Source organism: Klebsiella sp. KP20-425-1, from assembly GCF_025813515.1.
Taxonomy (GTDB): domain Bacteria; phylum Pseudomonadota; class Gammaproteobacteria; order Enterobacterales; family Enterobacteriaceae; genus Klebsiella; species Klebsiella pneumoniae.
Genome location: NZ_CP109614.1, coordinates 5,154,856 through 5,173,850 on the forward strand (window position 1 = coordinate 5,154,856; position 18,995 = coordinate 5,173,850).

The window sequence follows — 18,995 nt, forward strand, 5'->3', positions numbered from 1 at the left end:
AGGCGCTTACTCTTCCTCGTTGCCGCCCTCTTCGTACGAGCCAAAGGGCTTCGCCGGCAACACGATGTAGATCCCCTCGAAAACGGCGCCCTGTTTATCGTCGCCAAAAAGCTCCACCTGCATTTGCACGCGGGCTTTACGCCCGCGCGCCAGTCGGTCGAGATCGCCGCTCAGAGAACCGAGGTCGGCGATGGCGCTGGGGCGGCCGCTAATAGGCTGGCTGTAGCGGATATGCGCATCCGCCAGAATAATGGTGCCTCCCAGGTGCCGCTCGCGCAGCATCAGCCAGATAAGCCCCCATCCGGTTAAGGTAGCGAGCGAAAACAGGCTGCCGGCGAACAGCGTATGGTGCGGATTCTGGTTCCCCGCCTCCGGCATGGTGGTAATAAATTTCTGCCCGGTGTACTGCTGAATACGTACGCCCATTTTTTCACTCAGCGGAATATGCTGATACCACGCCTGCTGGAGCTGTGCGCACCAGTCGCCGCGGTGCAAAATATCGTCCAGCGACGCGACCGGTTTGATCATCAGAAAATGACGGATCGGCGTGGTGGTCGGGGTGGTGATCTCACCCTGATTGACAAATCCGAGCTTGGCGAAAAATTCCACCGCATCTTCGCGCGCGCTGCAGGTAACCCGCTTAACCCCTTCCTGACGCGCGACGGACTCCAGGGTCATCGCCATCAGCGTACCCAGCCCTTTATCCTGCACCGAGGGATGCACAGCCATAAAGCGGATGGAGGCTTCATTCTCCGCATTGATATATAGCCGGCCGACGGCAACCAGGTTGCCCTCTTCATCCACCACCATCTGATGATGCGCCATCGCATCCCAGGCGTCACGTTCCGATCCCTTAGGCTGATGCAGCGGCTTACGCAGCATCTCCCAGCGGAACTGGTAGTAGCTCTCTAACTCTTCTGCTGTTTGCGGTACACGAAGGTGATACATAGTCGTACTCTCTTTTGTTACCCGCAGCCTGCCCGGAAGCTGGGTCATACCTGCAACCAAAAGGTCACGGGACCATCATTGACCAAAGAAACCTGCATATCCGCAGCGAATCTTCCGGTCTGGGTGTGCATTTCCTGCTGGCGACAGCGGGCGACGAAATACTCATACAGCGCCTCAGCGCGGTCAGGGGCAGCGCCTTTCGAGAAGCTCGGTCGCATCCCCCGCTCGGTATCGGCCGCCAGCGTAAATTGCGAAACCACCAGCACGCTGCCGCCCGCCTGCTGGACATTCAGATTCATTTTCCCTTCCGCATCGCTGAAGATGCGGTAGCCCAGCACGCGTTCACAAAGGCGATTCGCCTTTTGTTCATCATCGTCTTTCTCGACGCCCAGCAGCACCAGAAGCCCCGGGCCAATTTCGCCCGTCACCTCGTCCGCCACGGTAACGCTTGCACGGGATACGCGTTGAATTAATGCAATCATGGTTGTTCTGTTTCTTCTGTTTTAAGTTTGCGGTATTCACCGAGAGTGACAGTAATTTCAGCGCCAAGCAAGACGATACACCAGGTCCAGTACACCCAGACGAACAAAATCGGCACCACCGAAATCACGCCATAAATTAGCTGATAGGACGGAAAGGTGGTGATATAGAGGGCAAACGCCTTTTTACCTGCCTCAAACAGCAGCGCCGCCACCAGCGCCCCGATCACCGCGTCGCGGTTACGTACCTGGGTAGTCGGTACAATACTATAGAGCAGCCAGAACGCTGCCCAGGAGAGGATCAGCGGAAATAGGCGGAGCAGATTATCAATTACGCCGTCCAGGTCGCTTGCCCAGCGCAGCGACAGCAGATAGGAACTGATCGCCAGGCTGGCGCCCGCCAGCAGCGGGCCGAGGGTCAGGATCATCCAGTAAACGGCAAAGGAATAAACTTTGGGGCGGCTGCGCGTGCTGCGCCAGATGGTGTTTAGCGCGCTGTCGATCGAGTACATCAGCAGCAGCGAGGTGACGATCAGGCCAAAGGCGCCTACGGCGGTCATGCGGCTGGAGTTGGCCACGAACTGCTCGATATATCCCTGGATTACATCCCCGGTCGCCGGAATAAAATTGGCGAAGATAAAATGACGGATCTGCACGCTGACTTCGGAGAACATAGGAAAGGCCGCAAACAGCGCGAACACGACGGCAATCAGCGGCACCAGGGACAGTAATGACACATAGGCGAGGTTCCCCGCCAGAGTGGTCATATGGTCTTCATCAATGCGCCGCCACAGCAGCTTTAGCCACGCCAGCAGCGGCCGGGTATGGTGGAGTAATTTTTGATGAACGGTTTTTAGCATAGCTGTTTCGCGAAATAGTCAGGGATGGTCTCCTTACCAGTCACCAGGATACTGGTGATCCCCAACCGGTTGGCCCCTGCTATATTATCGACGTTATCATCAAAAAAGACCGTATCTGCGGCGGAAAACCCCTCTTCTTCCAGTACTCGCAGATAAATTTGCGCTTCAGGCTTACGCAATCCCATCTCCTGCGACAGATAAATGCGATCGGCGGCCGCGCGCACTTCCGGGTATTCATCGGGCCAGAACGTGGTGTGCAGACGATTGGTATTGGAGAGCACCACCACCCGATGCCCCTGGGCACGAAGTTTATGCATGATGGTAATCACCTCCGGGCGCAGCGCGACAAACACCGCCTGCCAGCCGTGAGCAAACTGTTCATAGCTGAGGGGCATATTCATTTCATGGCACATGGCGGCGGCAAAGTCTTCATCGCTGAGCTCGCCGCGCTCATGCTGATGGAAAGCCTCACCCATGGTGAAATGCTGCTTCAGCGTCGCCAGCGGGATGCGGGTTAAATCGCTCCAGGCTCCCAATACCCGGTTGAAGTCAATGTCGACAATCACATTACCTAAATCAAAGATATAGAGCATTTTTGTCTCCTTCCGCGCCGTGGAAAATTAACTTTAGCGGGAAAGGCTGGATTTGACTATTGGCGTGTGATGCAGGAATGAAAAAAAGAAACCCCGCCGGAGAGGCGGGGTTTAGCGAACAACAAGAAGAAAAAATTACTCTTCTTTTGCACCGCGCATCGCGCGTTTACGGTCGTTCTCGGTCAGGTGACGTTTACGGATACGGATAGAGGTCGGAGTAACTTCTACCAGTTCGTCGTCATCGATGAACTCCAGAGCCTGCTCCAGGGTCATCTTAACCGGCGGAACCAGAACCGTGGCTTCGTCAGTACCAGACGCACGCATGTTGGTCAGTTTCTTACCGGTCAGGCAGTTTACCGTCAGGTCGTTGGAACGGCTGTGAATACCGATGATCTGGCCTTCGTAAACTTCAGCGCCGTGGCCGAGGAACAGCTTACCGCGATCCTGCAGACCGAACAGCGCGAACGCTACCGCTTTACCCTGACCGTTGGAGATCAGTACGCCGTTGTTACGCTGGCCCACTTCGCCCGGACGAACGTCGTCGTAGTGGCTGAAGGTGGAGTACAGCAGACCGGTACCGGAGGTCATGGTCATGAACTCTGAACGGAAGCCGATCAGACCGCGGCTTGGGATCACGTAGTCGAGACGTACGCGGCCTTTACCGTCCGGATTCATGTTTTTCAGGTCGCCTTTACGCTCGCCCAGCGCCTGCATGACAGAACCCTGGTGCTGCTCTTCGACGTCCAGCGTCACGTTCTCGAACGGCTCTTGTTTACGGCCGTCGATTTCGCGGAAGATAACTTTCGGACGGGAAACCGCCATCTCGAAACCTTCACGACGCATGTTTTCAATCAGAACGGACAGGTGCAGTTCACCACGGCCGGAAACGCGGAACGCATCAGCGTCTTCGGTTTCTTCAACGCGCAGCGCCACGTTGTGCACCAGCTCTTTATTCAGACGGTCCAGGATCTGGCGAGAGGTAACGAACTTACCTTCTTTACCGCAGAACGGAGAGGTGTTGACGTTGAAGAACATGGAAACGGTCGGCTCATCAACGGACAGGGCCGGCAGCGCTTCGACATTCTGCGGGTCGCAGATGGTGTCGGAGATGTTCAGCTCGCCCAGACCGGTGATCGCGATAATGTCGCCAGCTTCAGCTACGTCGCTCTCAATTCGCTCCAGACCCAGGTGAGTCAGTACCTTACCGACTTTACCGTTACGGGTTTTGCCTTCGCTATCGATGATAGTGACCTGCTGGTTCGGCTTCACTTTACCGCGCTTGATGCGGCCGATGCCGATAACACCAACGTAGTTGTTGTAGTCCAGCTGGGAGATCTGCATCTGCAGCGGACCGTCAAGATCAACGTCCGGCGCCGGCACGCGATCGACAATCGCCTGGTACAGCGGGGTCATGTCGTCAGCCATGTCTTCGTGATCCAGACCCGCGATACCGTTCAGCGCGGACGCGTAAACGATCGGGAAGTCCAGCTGTTCGTCGGTCGCATCGAGGTTAACGAACAGGTCGAACACCTGATCGACAACCCAGTCCGGACGCGCGCCCGGGCGGTCAACTTTGTTGATGACCACGATCGGCTTCAGACCGTGGGCAAAAGCTTTTTTGGTCACGAAGCGCGTTTGCGGCATCGGGCCATCAAAGGCATCTACCACCAGCAGCACAGAGTCAACCATGGACATAACACGCTCAACTTCACCTCCGAAGTCGGCGTGCCCTGGGGTATCAACGATGTTGATACGGTAATCATTCCATTTGATTGCGGTGTTTTTCGCGAGGATGGTAATCCCACGCTCTTTCTCCAAATCGTTGGAGTCCATCACACGTTCTTGTGCTTCAGTACGTGCGTCGAACGTACCGGATTGCTGTAGCAGCTTGTCAACCAGGGTAGTTTTACCATGGTCAACGTGCGCGATGATGGCGATATTACGCAGATTTTCGATCACAACTTTGCCTCAGGCATTAGAAATAGCGCGTTATTGTACACGTATTAAGCGAAGGACTGAACAGGATCACAAACATCCTCCGCAAACAAGTATTGCAGAGTTTCTTTGTGACCGCTTTCACGGAGCGATAAAAGGGCACCGTAACAAAAATTGCACCAAAATGGTGCTCAGTGTTCACACTGAAGCACTATTTTGGTGCATTATCTCCATCATGGTGCAGTCCTTTTGCACTATGGTGCGCATGATACAGCGTTTTATGGGGCATTTAAAAGTTGGCACAGATTTCGCTTTATATTTTTTAAGGCAACAACGCCACTTTTAAGCAGTATGAAGTTTTCGTTACCACGACGACAATGACCAATCCGGGAGAGTTTAAGTATGTCCGCTGAACACGTTTTGACGATGCTGAACGAGCACGAAGTGAAGTTTGTCGATCTGCGCTTCACCGATACCAAAGGTAAAGAACAGCACGTCACGATTCCGTCTCATCAGGTAAATGCCGAATTCTTCGAAGAAGGCAAAATGTTTGATGGCTCCTCGATTGGTGGCTGGAAAGGTATCAACGAATCTGACATGGTCCTGATGCCGGACGCGTCCACCGCGGTCATTGACCCGTTCTACGAAGAACCGACCCTGATCATCCGCTGCGATATCCTCGAGCCAGGCACCCTGCAGGGCTATGACCGTGACCCGCGCTCCATCGCGAAACGCGCTGAAGAGTACCTGCGCGCCACCGGCATCGCTGATACCGTCCTGTTCGGGCCAGAACCAGAATTCTTCCTGTTCGACGACATCCGTTTTGGCGCCTCTATCTCCGGCTCCCATGTCGCGATCGATGACATTGAAGGTGCGTGGAACTCCTCCACCAAATACGAAGGCGGTAACAAAGGTCACCGTCCGGGCGTGAAAGGGGGTTACTTCCCGGTTCCGCCAGTAGACTCTTCTCAGGACATCCGTTCCACCATGTGTATGATCATGGAAGAGATGGGTCTGGTTGTTGAAGCCCATCACCATGAAGTAGCAACCGCAGGTCAGAACGAAGTGGCAACCCGCTTCAATACCATGACCAAAAAAGCGGATGAAATTCAGATTTACAAATACGTTGTTCACAACGTCGCTCACCGCTTTGGTAAAACCGCGACCTTTATGCCGAAACCGATGTTCGGCGACAACGGCTCCGGCATGCACTGCCATATGTCTCTGGCGAAAAACGGGACCAACCTGTTCTCCGGCGACAAATACGCCGGTCTGTCTGAGCAGGCGCTGTTCTACATCGGCGGCGTAATCAAACACGCTAAAGCCATCAACGCCCTGGCGAACCCGACCACCAACTCCTACAAGCGTCTGGTCCCGGGTTACGAAGCGCCGGTTATGCTGGCTTACTCTGCCCGTAACCGCTCTGCCTCTATCCGTATTCCGGTGGTGACCTCTCCGAAAGCGCGTCGTATCGAAGTGCGCTTCCCGGACCCGGCTGCCAACCCGTACCTGTGCTTTGCGGCGCTGCTGATGGCTGGCCTTGATGGTATCAAGAACAAAATCCATCCGGGCGAAGCAATGGATAAAAACCTGTATGACCTGCCGCCGGAAGAAGCGAAAGAGATCCCGCAGGTTGCCGGTTCTCTGGAAGAAGCCCTGCAGGCCCTGGATGCTGACCGCGAGTTCCTGACCGCTGGCGGCGTGTTCACCAATGACGCTATCGATGCCTACATCGCCCTGCGTATGGAAGAGAACGACCGCGTACGCATGACTCCGCATCCGGTTGAGTTCGAACTGTACTACAGCGTCTAATTTTGCTGTAAATCCAGGGTATGTCGTGTTGTGGCGCGAGATGCCCGGGATATTTTGTTGCCGTGGAAACTTTCAGCCCATCTCAGGATGGGCTTTTTTCTCCACCAACACGCTGATCTCGCGAGCTTTTTACCGATAAAAAGCTATACTGCACTAAATTGGTGCACTCATTTTCAGGAGACTGTCGAATGGCAACAGGCACACTGCCCGATGCTGGGCAGATCCTTAACTCCCTTATCAACAGTATTTTACTGGTCGATGATGACCTGGCGGTGCACTTTGCCAACCCTGCGGCGCAGCAGCTGCTGGCGCAGAGCTCGCGCAAACTGTTTGGCACCCCATTACCTGAGCTGTTGAGCTATTTTTCGTTGAATATCGGGCTGATGCAGGAGAGTCTGCAGGCGGGCCAGGGGTTTACCGATAACGAAGTGACGCTGGTTATCGATGGCCGTTCGCACATCCTGTCGTTGACCGCCCAGCGGCTGCCGGAAGGCTTTATTCTGCTGGAAATGGCGCCGATGGATAATCAGCGCCGCCTGAGCCAGGAGCAGCTGCAGCATGCGCAGCAGGTCGCCGCTCGCGACCTCGTCCGCGGCCTGGCGCATGAGATAAAAAACCCGTTAGGCGGCCTGCGCGGCGCGGCCCAGCTGCTCAGCAAAGCGCTGCCCGACCCGGCGCTAACGGAATATACCAAAGTGATCATTGAGCAGGCCGACCGGCTAAGAAATCTGGTCGACCGCCTGCTCGGACCACAGCATCCGGGCATGCACGTTACCGAAAGCATCCACAAAGTCGCCGAACGGGTAGTTAAACTGGTTTCCATGGAGTTGCCGGACAACGTGAAGTTGATCCGCGATTACGACCCCAGCCTACCAGAGCTACCCCACGACCCGGATCAAATTGAACAGGTGTTGCTGAACATCGTCCGTAATGCGCTGCAGGCGCTGGGGCCGGAAGGGGGCGAAATTATTCTTCGCACCCGCACCGCTTTCCAGCTGACGCTGCACGGGGTGCGTTATCGCCTCGCCGCCCGCATCGACGTTGAAGATAATGGCCCGGGTATTCCGCCCCATCTCCAGGATACGCTGTTCTATCCGATGGTCAGCGGCCGCGAAGGCGGTACCGGCCTGGGCTTATCTATCGCCCGTAGCCTTATCGATCAGCACTCCGGCAAAATTGAATTCACCAGCTGGCCGGGTCATACCGAATTTTCGGTATACCTGCCTATTCGGAAGTAGAGGTGTTTATGCAACGAGGGATAGCCTGGATCGTTGATGACGATAGCTCCATCCGCTGGGTGCTTGAACGCGCGCTCACCGGAGCCGGCTTGAGCTGCACAACGTTCGAAAGCGGCAATGAGGTGCTAGATGCCCTCACCACCAAAACCCCGGATGTACTGCTGTCAGATATCCGTATGCCCGGAATGGATGGTCTGGCGCTGCTCAAACAGATTAAGCAGCGCCATCCAATGCTTCCGGTCATCATAATGACCGCGCATTCCGATCTGGACGCCGCGGTCAGCGCTTATCAGCAGGGCGCGTTTGATTATTTGCCCAAACCTTTTGATATCGATGAAGCCGTCGCCCTCGTCGACCGGGCGATAAGCCACTATCAAGAGCAGCAGCAGCCGCGAAATGCGCCGATAAGTAGCCCAACCGCCGACATCATCGGCGAAGCGCCGGCAATGCAGGATGTCTTTCGCATTATTGGCCGCCTGTCGCGCTCATCCATCAGCGTGCTGATCAATGGCGAATCCGGTACCGGTAAAGAGCTTGTCGCACATGCCCTGCATCGCCATAGTCCACGCTCAAAAGCGCCGTTTATCGCGCTGAATATGGCGGCGATCCCCAAGGACCTGATTGAGTCCGAGCTGTTCGGCCATGAAAAAGGAGCCTTTACCGGCGCCAATACCGTCCGTCAGGGTCGCTTTGAACAGGCTGACGGCGGTACGCTGTTCCTGGATGAAATTGGCGATATGCCGCTTGATGTCCAGACTCGTCTGCTGCGCGTGCTGGCGGATGGTCAGTTTTATCGCGTGGGCGGTTACGCGCCGGTCAAGGTCGATGTGCGGATCATCGCCGCTACCCACCAGAACCTGGAACAGCGCGTGCAGGAGGGGAAATTTCGTGAAGATTTGTTCCACCGCCTGAACGTCATCCGGGTGCATTTACCGCCGCTGCGCGAGCGCCGGGAAGATATTCCACGCCTGGCCCGCCATTTTCTGCAGATAGCCGCCCGCGAGCTCGGCGTTGAAGCCAAACAGCTGCATCCGGAAACGGAGACAGCGCTGACCCGCCTGGCGTGGCCAGGCAACGTCCGTCAGCTGGAAAACACCTGTCGCTGGCTCACCGTCATGGCCGCCGGCCAGGAGGTGCTGACGCAGGATCTGCCGAGCGAACTGTTTGAGACCACGATTCCTGATAGCCCAACGCAGATGCAGCCTGACAGCTGGGCTACGCTGCTGGGTCAGTGGGCCGATCGGGCGTTGCGATCCGGTCATCAAAACCTGCTCTCAGAAGCGCAACCCGAAATGGAGCGCACGCTGCTAACGACCGCCCTGCGCCATACTCAGGGGCACAAGCAGGAGGCTGCGCGCCTGCTGGGATGGGGACGTAATACCCTGACGCGTAAGCTAAAAGAGTTGGGTATGGAGTAGGGTTCAACAGCATGATGAAAAATAGCCGATCGGCGCAAAGTGCTGCTATTTTGTACTTTACTGTTCCGATGAGTTGAGTATGATCGTGCCCGGCATTAGGGGAGAGCATCATGTTTGAATCACTGGTGAGTATGATATCGAGCGGCGCCGCTGCGAGTCACACGCCACAAACGGCAGTCGCTGCCGTGCTGTGCGCTGCGCTGGTCGGGCTGTTCAGCTAATTGTTCCCCCTCTCCTGCGGGAGAGGGGGAAAATATTAAATAACCCGTGAGAACTGCTGCATCCGGGCCTTTTGCCGTCGGTAGGCATCAAAGCACATACAGATGTTGCGGATCAGCAGGCGGCCTTTCGCCGTCACCTGAATGACCTTATCATCCACAGCCACCAGCCCGTCATGCGCCAGCGGCGCCAGCAGCTTCAGATCCTCGGCGAAATAAGACGCAAAATCCACATCCCACTGCGCCTCGACCGCCGCGATATCCAGCTGGAAGTTACAGATCAACGCTTTAATCACGTCGCGACGCAGACAATCATCGCGAGTTAACGCGATCCCGCGCCACAGGGCGTTCCCTTGCTCTGCTACCTGCTGGTAGTACTGCTTGAGCTCTTTTTGGTTCTGGGCGTAGCTGTCGCCAATCATGCTGATCGCCGAAACGCCCATCCCCAGCAGATCGGTATCGCCCTGAGTGGTGTAGCCCTGGAAATTACGATGCAGTACGCCGTGACGTTGCGCGACCGCTAATTCATCATCGGGACGGGCGAAATGGTCCATGCCGATAAACTGATAGCCTGCCGTCGTCAGCGAGCCGATGGTTTCCTGCAGGATCTCCAGCTTCTGCTCAGCGGAGGGCAGATCGGCATCTTTAATCTTCCGCTGAGCGGCAAAGAGCGTGGGCAGATGCGCATAGTTAAACACGCTCAGGCGGTCAGGATTGAGCTCGGCGACCTTTTGCAGGGTAAAGGCGAAGCTCTCCGGCGTTTGCTTCGGCAGGCCATAAATGAGGTCGATATTGGTCGAGGTAAAACCAATCTCCCGCGCATGGTTGAGCAAATCAAAGATGAACGCTTCGTCCTGCTCACGGTTAACCAGACGCTGAACCTCTTTATTGAAGTCCTGTACGCCCATACTCAGGCGGTTGAAACCCTCAGCGCGTAAATGATCGAGGACATCCAGTTCGATCTCACGCGGATCGACCTCTATGGAGATCTCGGCTTCCGCGCTGAAATGGAAATGGCTGCGCAACAGATCCATCAGGCGACTGATTTGCGCCTTATTGAGATAAGTTGGCGTGCCGCCCCCCCAGTGCAGTTGCTTCACCTGGCGAGTGGCAAACAGCGGCGCGCGGTGGATGATCTCCTGTTCAAGGACATCGAGATATTGATCGGCCTTATGCTGCTGGCGGGTGACTATCTTATTGCAGCCGCAGAAATAACACAGCTTATGGCAAAACGGGATATGCACGTACAGCGACAGGGGACGCTGTGGGTAACGGGCCACAGCGGCATCGAATTCCGCCGCGCCAAATTGCGGTGAAAACTCCAGCGCGGTGGGATACGAGGTATAGCGCGGCCCGGAATAGTTATATTTCTGGATCAGGGCCAGATCCCAGTCGATTATCTGCTCAGACATGCTCACTCCTTCCGATGGTGCCGCCGACGGGTACGCCGTCCCGGCCCCACCGCACCGCGGGTCATGAGCCGGTTGCGCAGCCATTTCTGACGCCGCGACAACCGTCGTAGTTTAACGAATAACCACAGCAGATAACATATAACCAGAAGGATTATAAGGAGTACCGGGAATCCGATGGGATGCAAATGTTAGTTTCCACCCTTCAGCAGACGCATCATATCTTCCTGACGCTCTTCCTCTTCTTCATCTTCATCATCGTAAGAGAGGCCGAGCTGCTGCATCAGCTCATCAATGCGATCCAGTTTGGCGTCCACCCAGCTCTGCTCTTCAGCATTAAGGGTGCCGCCCTCTTCCAGACGTTCCAGCAGCGCGTCCAGGCGCTCATCATTCTCCAGCAACTCCAGCTCAGCCTGCGGTGAAAGCATAGGTTTCTCGCTCTTTGGTTTATGCTGCTTGGGGGCTGGAGCGCTGCTTTCGCTCACGCCCAGCGGGATCGGTTTTTTGCTACCCACGCGCGGATCTTGCGCCTGACGCTGTTTTTTACCCGCTGAAGCCGCATCGCCGCCGTTCGCGCGACTGCCTGCCGCGTGGCCACGATGTTTCTTCTGCCGTTTGCGATCGCGAGCTTCCTGATTTAACTCTTCACGCGACTTGCGGCCGGATTTGCCACGGGTGGCGGATGTCGGTTTTTTCATGATGTGTAATCTTCAGACAGTAGTATTCAGTATAGAATTGAGGCGGAATCTAGCAGAAAGCAAGCAAAGAAAAAAGGCGACAGATTACTCTGTCGCCTTTTTCCTCACTGACCACCCTTAACGGGCTCTTCTTTCCCTGTTCGCTAACGACTCACCCTGTCTTTCCCTTAGCGTCCAACGGTCCCTGTTTCTTCCTTTTCCCTGTAAAACGTCTCCAAGACGCGCGTCATCCTGACTATCCTGTGGTCTTCGCCTCCTGGCGCTTCCTGACTCCTCGTCCTGAGTCCTAATCCTTTCAGCATCCCCGCCGTTGTGTATTACTTTACCTTGTTGACAAAAATCGACAACCAGTCTGGCAGTTAAAAATCTATTTTCAGAATTCTCTATTTCTATAATTAATTAATTTTCAACACTTTAAATATGTTTTGTCTTATTTTCCTCAGGTATGTCCTATACAAAGAATAGTCAATGTCTCACAAACCATATGGTTTTTACTTACAGGAACGGCGTGCGGTAAAAACAGCCTTTTTCTGCTGTTCAGGTATAATCGCTGCCATAGCCTGTTTTAACGGAGACGACCGTCTTGACCAACTGGAATTATCAACTGACGCACTTTGTCACTAGCGCGCCAGATATCCGCCATCTTCCTGCCGATACCGGTATTGAAGTGGCGTTCGCCGGCCGCTCCAACGCGGGAAAATCCAGCGCGCTGAATACGCTGACTAATCAGAAGAACCTGGCGCGTACCTCCAAAACCCCGGGGCGTACGCAGCTGATTAACCTGTTCGAAGTCGCTGAGGGCAAGCGCCTTGTCGACCTGCCCGGCTATGGTTATGCGCAAGTACCCGAAGAGATGAAGATCAAGTGGCAGCGCGCGCTGGGGGAATACCTGGAAAAACGTCTGTGCCTGAAGGGTCTCGTGGTGCTGATGGACATACGTCATCCGCTTAAAGATCTCGATCAGCAGATGATCGAATGGGCGGTAGAGAGCGATATTCAGGTGCTGGTACTGCTCACCAAAGCCGATAAGCTCGCCAGCGGCGCGCGTAAAGCGCAAGTGAATATGGTGCGTGAAGCGGTACTGGCCTTCAATGGCGATGTCCAGGTTGAACCCTTCTCTTCGCTGAAAAAATCTGGCGTCGATAAGCTGCGACAGAAGCTGGATAGCTGGTTTAACGAAATCCCGCCGCAAGAAGCCGTCGAAGACGCCGAGTAACCCCCGCTTTTTCCGGATAACGGCGCGTAGCGCCCTATCCGGACGTTCATACTACGTTGTTTTCACAGCCTAAAACTTTTCTTTCGCGCAATAAAAAACGCCCCGGTCATAAATGACCGGGGCGGCTAAAATATTCAGCCAAATCCGATTACGTGAAGTAAAAGGTCTGAAAGATAGAACATCTTACCTCTGTACCCTACGCGAATAACTTTACTCTTCTTTCGCTCACGGATAAAGCATTTTTTGTAGTTTTTTTTCACTATTTACATAGCAAATTCAAATGATCCTCACAAAACTCTATAAGTTATGTTGCTTACTTACAGAAAATCGCGTTGCGCTTTGTATACTTAGTGCGCTTGATCCCAGTTTTCGCCGCTGCCCACTTCCACCAGCAACGGTACCGCCAGCGTAGTGCTGTTCTCCATCAGTTCGTGGATCTTTTTCGATACGGCATCGAGCTCATCCTTATGCACTTCAAAGACCAGTTCATCGTGAACCTGCATGATCATCCGCACGCGAGGTTTCTCGCTCCGCAGCCATTCATCAACGGCAATCATCGCCCGCTTGATAATATCCGCAGCCGTCCCCTGCATCGGGGCGTTAATCGCCGCACGCTCCGCGCCGGCACGACGAGCGCCATTGCTGGACTTGATATCCGGCAAATAGAGTCGACGGCCATCCAGCGTTTCAACATACCCTTGCTCCTTCGCCTGTGCGCGGGTGCGCTCCATATACTCCAGGACGCCCGGATAACGTTCGAAATAAAGATCCATGTACTTCTGCGCTTCTTTACGCGGGATGTTCAGCTGGCGGGCCAGGCCAAAGGCGCTCATGCCGTAGATCAGACCGAAGTTGATGGCTTTCGCACTGCGCCGCTGTTCGCTGCTGACGCTGTCCAGCGGTAAGCCAAATACTTCAGCCGCCGTCGCCCGGTGAATATCCTTCCCTTCCGCGAAGGCGGTCAGCAGGCCTTTATCCCGCGACAGGTGCGCCATAATGCGCAGCTCGATTTGCGAGTAGTCCGCCGAGACAATGACGTAATCTTCCGGCGCGATAAACGCCTGGCGAATACGGCGCCCTTCTTCGTTACGCACCGGAATGTTTTGCAGGTTTGGATCGGTAGACGACAAACGGCCGGTGGCGGTGACCGCCTGATGATAGGAGGTATGCACGCGGCCCGTTTTGGGGTTAATCATCAGCGGCAGCTTATCGGTATAGGTCGACTTCAGCTTCGCCAGCCCACGATACTCCAGAATCACTTTCGGCAACGGATAATCGAGCGCCAGCTCTTCCAGCACCTCTTCAGAGGTGGACGGCGCACCGCCCGGCGTCTTCTTCAGCGGCTTGATACCCTGTTTTTCAAACAGGATCGTTTGCAGCTGTTTGGTGGAGGAGAGATTAAACGCTTCCCCGGCGATCTCATGTGCCCGCTGCTCCAGCTCAACCAGGCGCTGGGCAATTTCCTGCGAGTGCGCATGCAGCACGGCGGGGTCGATTTTAACGCCGTTGCGCTCAACGCGAGACAGCACCGGCACCAGCGGCATTTCAATATGCTGGAAGATATTCAGCGGGCCTTCATGCTGCTGTAGCTTCGGCCACATCTTCAGATGCAGCTGGAGCGTAACGTCGGCATCTTCCGCCGCGTAGCGACCAGCCTCTTCCAGCGCAATCTGATTAAAGGTGAGCTGATTCTTACCCTTGCCAGCGATCTCTTCGAAGGTAATGGTTTTATGTTTCAGCCAGCGGTCGGAAAGACTGTCCATATCGTGGCGGCCCGCCACGCTGTCGAGAATGTAAGACTCGAGCATGGTATCGAACGCAATCCCGCGCAGCTCAATGTCGTAATTAGCCAAAATGCCGCGATCGTATTTGAGATTTTGCCCGACCTTGAGCACCTTCTCATCCTCCAGCAGCGGTTTAAGCAGCGTCAGCACGCGCTCGCGCGGGATCTGATCCGGCGCATCAAGGTAATCATGCGCTACCGGGACATAGGCGGCCACGCCCGGCTCAACAGCGAATGAAAGACCAACCATGTTGGCGGAGATGTTATCCAGGCTGTCGGTTTCCGTATCAAAGGCAAAGAGCGGCGCCTGCTTCAGCTTATCGATCCAGGTGAGCAGCGTAGCCTCATCAAGGATAGTGACATAATGCTCTGCTGAAAGTGCAGTAGCGGCTTCAACCTCTTCTTCCGCTTCTGCCGCTGCTGCAGGCACTGCAGGTTTCGCAGCCGGTTTGCCCCCCTTAGCCTGCAGCCATTTTCCGGCCTCAACGTCGGTAGTCCAGCGCTTAAACTCATACTGTCTGAACAGCGCCAGCAGATCGTCTGCCGCCGGCGGCTGCACCTGCAGCTCTTCGCAGGTGAGCTCCAGCTCGACGTCGGTTTTGATGGTCGCCAGCTGATAAGAGAGATAAGCCACGTCCTTGTTCTGCTCGAGCTTCGCCGCCATCGTTTTCGCGCCGCGGAAGCTCAGTTCAGCGATCTTCTCCGGTTCCGCATACAGCGTATCAAGGCCGCCGAGGCCTTGCAGCAGCGCCTGAGCGGTCTTTTCGCCCACGCCCGGCACGCCGGGAATGTTATCCGAGGAGTCGCCCATCAGCGCCAGGAAATCAATAATCAGCTCCGGCGGGACGCCGTACTTAGTAACCACCTCATCCGGTCCGAGGATAGTGTTGGTCATGGTATTGATCAGGGTGATGCCCGGCGTCACCAGCTGGGCCATGTCTTTATCGCCGGTGCTGATCAGGACTGGGCGACCTGCCCTTTCCGCTTCCCGCGCCAGGGTGCCAATCACATCGTCAGCTTCGACGCCCGGGACAGCCATCAGCGGCAGCCCCATCGCTTTCACCATCTTATGCAACGGCTCAATCTGCGCGCGCAGATCGTCCGGCATCGGCGGGCGGTGAGATTTGTAATGCTCGAACAATTCATCACGGAAGGTTTTCCCTTTCGCATCAAAGACCACGACGGCATGAGTCGGTTGATACTGCAGTATCAAACTGCGCAGCATATTCAGTACGCCGTACATAGCCCCGGTGGGCTCCCCTGCGCTGTTAGTCAGCGGCGGAAACGCATGATACGCCCGATAAAGATAGGAGGAGCCGTCAACGAGGATGAGAGGGTTTTCTGGGATCTGAACCATAATTTCCGTGCCTGTTTATCAGATTATGGATAAAGGATGCCACAGACGGGCATGAAATCCTGAATTTTTCCCGCAATTCGCGGAAAAGATTCAACGATCGTCGCGATCGCGCGACAACTTAGCTTGTGGATAACTTTGTGCATAGTTTTACAACGTCAGCTTATCCGCCCCTGAAAATAAATGAATAAATAGTATTATTTGCTATTTATCAACCACTTAAAAACAGATCAACGATCCTGGCATTAATTTGATGACCTAATCTTCCATGTGGATAGAAGATCCTTGTTTTTTTCTGTTCTGGTAAGACCCGTCATTTGCCGCGTTTTCTGGTAAAATCAGCCTCTTGCGCAGCTTAAAGGCGCTCTTTGTCAGCCTAACTTTCTGAATAAACTAACTATGTCGAGATTACTCGCTGCGATAACACTTCCGCTGAGTATCGCCTTAACCATCTTAGTCACCATTATCTGCTCTGTACCGATCATCGTCGCCGGGCTGATTAAACTGCTGGTCCCCATTCCAGCGGTATGGCGCTCTATATCCGTTTTTTGCAATTTTATGATGTACTGCTGGTGCGAAGGGCTGGCGCTGCTGTTGCATCTCAATCCCTGGCTAAAATGGGACGTCCAGGGTCTGGAAGGCCTGAACAAAAAGAACTGGTATCTGCTGATCAGCAACCACCACAGCTGGGCAGACATCGTGGTGCTGTGCGTGCTGTTCCGCAAGCATATTCCGATGAATAAGTACTTCCTTAAACAACAGCTGGCGTGGGTACCCTTCATTGGCCTCGCCTGCTGGGCGCTGGATATGCCTTTTATGCGCCGCTACTCGCGCAGCTATCTTATTCGTCACCCGGAGCGCCGCGGTAAAGATGTCGAAACCACCCGCCGTTCGTGTGAAAAATTTCGCGCGCATCCGACGACTATCGTCAATTTTGTGGAAGGCTCGCGTTTTACCGAAGAAAAAAAGCGCGAAACGCGCTCTCCTTACCACAACCTGTTACCGCCGAAAGCCGCTGGTATCGCCATGGCGCTCAACGTACTCGGTTCGCAGTTCGATAAACTGCTGAACGTCACGCTGTGCTACCCGGATAATCATACAAGACCATTTTACGATATGTTAAGCGGCCGCCTGACGCGCATTGTGGTCCGTATCAATCTGGTCCCTATTGGCGAAGAGCTGCACGGCGATTACGTTAACGATAAGAACTTTAAGCGCAGCTTCCAGCGCTGGCTGAATGGCCTATGGGAAGAGAAAGACCGTCAGTTGACTGACATCATGAGGGACAAAGAGCGGTAGCTATTGCAAAACAGATAAAGTAACGCCGGTCAGTGACCGGCGTTTTTTTTATTTCTTCTCTACCAGTTGCTTCACGGTATCCGCATACTGAGCGACGAAGACATCCATATTGCTGGTGTCCATCCCCTGCGGATTCAGCTGGTATTTACCATTAACATACATAGCCGGTACGCCCTGCAGCTGCAGATCGGCTGCCGCTTTCTCTTGCTGAGCGACCAGAGATTTCACCACGAAGCTATTCCATGCGGCATCGTAGTCTTCCCCTTTCACGCCAGCGTCGACAAACACTTTACGAATGTCAGCCACACTCTGCACAGTCTGGTTTTTCTGCACGGCTTCGAACATCGGCGCAGTAATTTTGTCTTCAACGCCCAGCGCGATGGCCACCGCCCATGCCTGCGTCAGATCCTTGCCCAGCGGACCCAGGAACTCAACGTGGTATTTGGTCATTTTAGTGCCTTCCGGCAGTTTCTGGCGCACATTGTCAGAGACATGCAGCACTTCTTCAAACTGGTAGCAGTGCGGGCAGTAGAACGAAAAGAACTCGAGCACCTGCGGCTCGCCAGCTATCGGCTTATCAAGGGTGATGTACTGCTTGCCGTCGGTGATCTGGGCAGCGGATGCACTAAAAGCCAGAATCATACCAGCCAGCGCCAGCCAAACTTTTTTCATGATTTACTCTCTCCTGGATATATCACATTAATACATTGGCGTTAACTGAAGCGGGGGTTCCTGTAGAACCTTCACCTGCTCAAGAAAAGTCGACGTCTGCCCCCGCCAGTAATCCTCCCCGGTTAACCAGGGGAAATTGACCGGGAAAGCGGGATCGTCCCAGCGTCTGAGCAACCACGCCAGATAATAAACCAGTCGCATAGCGCGTAAAGGTTCAATCAGCGCGATTTCATCGCTGTTAAAGGGGCTGAATTCCTCATAGGCCTCGACAATAGTCTCCAGCTGCATACGCTGTTCAGCCTTATCGCCGTTGAGCAGCATCCACAGATCCTGAATCGCCGGGCCGGTACGCGCATCGTCTAAGTCGACAAACAGTGGTCCGTCGCGCCAGAGGATATTACCGGCATGGCAGTCACCGTGCAGGCGCAACGTGTTCCCGCGGCCGTGCCATTGCTCCATGACGGCAGCAATGAGTTTATCGGTCGCCTTCAGGAAATCGGCCTTCAGGCCAGAGGGGATCAGCGTCGCCTGCTCAAACACCTGACGCGGTTCCAGCAGGTACTCCTGCACGCCAATTTCCGGGCGGGCAGTAAAGCGCTGTTTGCAGCCCGTCTGGTGCAGGCGCCCCAGATAGCGGCCAACCCATTCCATCTGATCAAGGTTATCCGCTTCGAACTGACGACCGCCAAGGCTTGGGAAAACGGCAAAGTAGAATCCCTGATGCTGATGAAGCGTGCTGTCATTAAATAAGAGCGGCGCAGCAACGGGCACTTCATCTTCTACAAGCTGAAGCGCAAACTGGTGTTCTTCAAGGATCTGTTCTGCGGACCAGCGCTCAGGACGATAGAACTTTACCACATAGCGATGGCGCTCTTCGTCCTGGAACTGATAAACGCGGTTCTCATAGCTGTTTAGCGGGGTGAGACCGGAGTCCACCCGCATACCCAGATCGAATAACCCATCGATAATGGTATCCGGGCGAAGCGTCTGAAAAGTAAAAGCCTTATCGTGCATCCTGACATCCGATAATCGTACGAATAGTTCAGGATATCATCTCATTGCA

At 54.6% G+C, this 18,995-nt stretch carries 16 protein-coding genes; 6 read left to right on the forward strand and 10 right to left on the reverse strand.

What is annotated here, in order from left to right; all coding sequences use genetic code 11:
• Positions 1-6: 6 nt before the first annotated feature.
• From fabY to typA, 5 genes are all read right to left on the reverse strand, one after another.
• A complete protein-coding gene (gene fabY, locus OHJ17_RS25115) occupies positions 7-948 on the reverse strand; it encodes a fatty acid biosynthesis protein FabY (protein ID WP_004178031.1) in 942 nt (313 codons plus the stop codon).
• A 44-nt stretch (positions 949-992) separates the two neighbouring features.
• Positions 993-1,430 carry a D-aminoacyl-tRNA deacylase gene (dtd, locus tag OHJ17_RS25120; protein ID WP_002882809.1) on the reverse strand — a complete coding sequence of 146 codons (438 nt, stop codon included), beginning with the start codon at positions 1,428-1,430 and terminating at the stop codon, positions 993-995.
• The gene (locus tag OHJ17_RS25125; protein ID WP_004146232.1) at positions 1,427-2,287 is read right to left on the reverse strand and encodes a virulence factor BrkB family protein; all 861 of its coding nucleotides are present in this window, start codon (positions 2,285-2,287) and stop codon (positions 1,427-1,429) included. Before OHJ17_RS25125 ends, dtd begins: the two co-directional genes overlap by 4 nt.
• Positions 2,281-2,880 (reverse strand): glucose-1-phosphatase, encoded by a 600-nt coding sequence (gene yihX, locus OHJ17_RS25130; RefSeq protein WP_004151865.1) that lies wholly within the window; start codon positions 2,878-2,880, stop codon positions 2,281-2,283. The genes OHJ17_RS25125 and yihX overlap by 7 nt, the downstream gene beginning before the upstream one ends.
• Before the next feature lie 135 nt (positions 2,881-3,015).
• Positions 3,016-4,839 carry a ribosome-dependent GTPase TypA gene (gene typA, locus OHJ17_RS25135; protein WP_002882755.1) on the reverse strand — a complete coding sequence of 608 codons (1,824 nt, stop codon included), beginning with the start codon at positions 4,837-4,839 and terminating at the stop codon, positions 3,016-3,018.
• A 378-nt stretch (positions 4,840-5,217) separates the two neighbouring features.
• Between typA and glnA the strand changes: the two genes are divergently transcribed.
• The 4 genes from glnA (at position 5,218) to OHJ17_RS25155 (ending at position 9,504) form a co-directional block, all read left to right on the forward strand.
• Complete coding sequence (gene glnA / locus OHJ17_RS25140) at positions 5,218-6,627, forward strand: glutamate--ammonia ligase (protein ID WP_002882753.1); 1,410 nt, start codon at positions 5,218-5,220, stop codon at positions 6,625-6,627.
• A 188-nt stretch (positions 6,628-6,815) separates the two neighbouring features.
• Complete coding sequence (gene glnL / locus OHJ17_RS25145; RefSeq protein WP_004146229.1) at positions 6,816-7,865, forward strand: nitrogen regulation protein NR(II); 1,050 nt, start codon at positions 6,816-6,818, stop codon at positions 7,863-7,865.
• Positions 7,866-7,873: 8 nt separating this feature from the next.
• Positions 7,874-9,283 (forward strand): nitrogen regulation protein NR(I), encoded by a 1,410-nt coding sequence (gene glnG / locus OHJ17_RS25150; RefSeq protein ID WP_002882749.1) that lies wholly within the window; start codon positions 7,874-7,876, stop codon positions 9,281-9,283.
• Between the two features lie 110 nt (positions 9,284-9,393).
• Positions 9,394-9,504 carry a YshB family small membrane protein gene (locus OHJ17_RS25155; RefSeq protein ID WP_004152951.1) on the forward strand — a complete coding sequence of 37 codons (111 nt, stop codon included), beginning with the start codon at positions 9,394-9,396 and terminating at the stop codon, positions 9,502-9,504.
• Between the two features lie 35 nt (positions 9,505-9,539).
• On the opposite strand, the gene hemN is transcribed toward OHJ17_RS25155, so the two are convergent.
• Positions 9,540-10,913 carry an oxygen-independent coproporphyrinogen III oxidase gene (hemN, locus tag OHJ17_RS25160; RefSeq protein ID WP_267302741.1) on the reverse strand — a complete coding sequence of 458 codons (1,374 nt, stop codon included), beginning with the start codon at positions 10,911-10,913 and terminating at the stop codon, positions 9,540-9,542.
• A 188-nt stretch (positions 10,914-11,101) separates the two neighbouring features.
• Positions 11,102-11,608: a Der GTPase-activating protein YihI gene (gene yihI / locus OHJ17_RS25165; protein ID WP_002882743.1), complete on the reverse strand. Its 507-nt coding sequence runs from the start codon at positions 11,606-11,608 to the stop codon at positions 11,102-11,104.
• A gap of 583 nt (positions 11,609-12,191) precedes the next feature.
• On the opposite strand from yihI, the gene yihA reads away from it, so the two are divergent.
• On the forward strand, positions 12,192-12,824 hold the full coding sequence (gene yihA / locus OHJ17_RS25170; RefSeq protein WP_002882734.1) for a ribosome biogenesis GTP-binding protein YihA/YsxC: 633 nt from the start codon (positions 12,192-12,194) through the stop codon (positions 12,822-12,824).
• A gap of 347 nt (positions 12,825-13,171) precedes the next feature.
• On the opposite strand, the gene polA is transcribed toward yihA, so the two are convergent.
• Positions 13,172-15,964 (reverse strand): DNA polymerase I, encoded by a 2,793-nt coding sequence (polA, locus tag OHJ17_RS25175; RefSeq protein ID WP_009484251.1) that lies wholly within the window; start codon positions 15,962-15,964, stop codon positions 13,172-13,174.
• A 396-nt stretch (positions 15,965-16,360) separates the two neighbouring features.
• Here polA and OHJ17_RS25180 point away from each other — a divergent pair, with 396 nt between their 5' ends.
• Positions 16,361-17,260, forward strand: coding sequence for an acyltransferase (locus tag OHJ17_RS25180; RefSeq protein ID WP_004150336.1), 900 nt, complete (start codon positions 16,361-16,363; stop codon positions 17,258-17,260).
• A gap of 48 nt (positions 17,261-17,308) precedes the next feature.
• On the opposite strand, the gene dsbA is transcribed toward OHJ17_RS25180, so the two are convergent.
• Both dsbA and OHJ17_RS25190 read right to left on the reverse strand, forming a co-directional pair.
• Positions 17,309-17,932: a thiol:disulfide interchange protein DsbA gene (dsbA, locus tag OHJ17_RS25185; RefSeq protein ID WP_004146224.1), complete on the reverse strand. Its 624-nt coding sequence runs from the start codon at positions 17,930-17,932 to the stop codon at positions 17,309-17,311.
• Positions 17,933-17,959: 27 nt separating this feature from the next.
• On the reverse strand, positions 17,960-18,946 hold the full coding sequence (locus tag OHJ17_RS25190; protein WP_002882726.1) for a serine/threonine protein kinase: 987 nt from the start codon (positions 18,944-18,946) through the stop codon (positions 17,960-17,962).
• Between the last annotated feature and the right edge of the window lie 49 nt (positions 18,947-18,995).

Excerpts from the sequence above, each read along its gene's own strand:
- fabY (WP_004178031.1), bottom strand. The coding sequence starts at position 948 with ATGTATCACCTTCGTGTACCGCAAACAGCAGAAGAGTTAGAGAGCTAC.
- dtd (WP_002882809.1), bottom strand. The coding sequence starts at position 1,430 with ATGATTGCATTAATTCAACGCGTATCCCGTGCAAGCGTTACCGTGGCG.
- OHJ17_RS25125 (WP_004146232.1), bottom strand. The coding sequence starts at position 2,287 with ATGCTAAAAACCGTTCATCAAAAATTACTCCACCATACCCGGCCGCTG.
- yihX (WP_004151865.1), bottom strand. The coding sequence starts at position 2,880 with ATGCTCTATATCTTTGATTTAGGTAATGTGATTGTCGACATTGACTTC.
- glnA (WP_002882753.1), top strand. The coding sequence starts at position 5,218 with ATGTCCGCTGAACACGTTTTGACGATGCTGAACGAGCACGAAGTGAAG.
- glnL (WP_004146229.1), top strand. The coding sequence starts at position 6,816 with ATGGCAACAGGCACACTGCCCGATGCTGGGCAGATCCTTAACTCCCTT.
- glnG (WP_002882749.1), top strand. The coding sequence starts at position 7,874 with ATGCAACGAGGGATAGCCTGGATCGTTGATGACGATAGCTCCATCCGC.
- OHJ17_RS25155 (WP_004152951.1), top strand. The coding sequence starts at position 9,394 with ATGTTTGAATCACTGGTGAGTATGATATCGAGCGGCGCCGCTGCGAGT.
- hemN (WP_267302741.1), bottom strand. The coding sequence starts at position 10,913 with ATGTCTGAGCAGATAATCGACTGGGATCTGGCCCTGATCCAGAAATAT.
- yihI (WP_002882743.1), bottom strand. The coding sequence starts at position 11,608 with ATGAAAAAACCGACATCCGCCACCCGTGGCAAATCCGGCCGCAAGTCG.
- polA (WP_009484251.1), bottom strand. The coding sequence starts at position 15,964 with ATGGTTCAGATCCCAGAAAACCCTCTCATCCTCGTTGACGGCTCCTCC.
- OHJ17_RS25180 (WP_004150336.1), top strand. The coding sequence starts at position 16,361 with ATGTCGAGATTACTCGCTGCGATAACACTTCCGCTGAGTATCGCCTTA.
- dsbA (WP_004146224.1), bottom strand. The coding sequence starts at position 17,932 with ATGAAAAAAGTTTGGCTGGCGCTGGCTGGTATGATTCTGGCTTTTAGT.
- OHJ17_RS25190 (WP_002882726.1), bottom strand. The coding sequence starts at position 18,946 with ATGCACGATAAGGCTTTTACTTTTCAGACGCTTCGCCCGGATACCATT.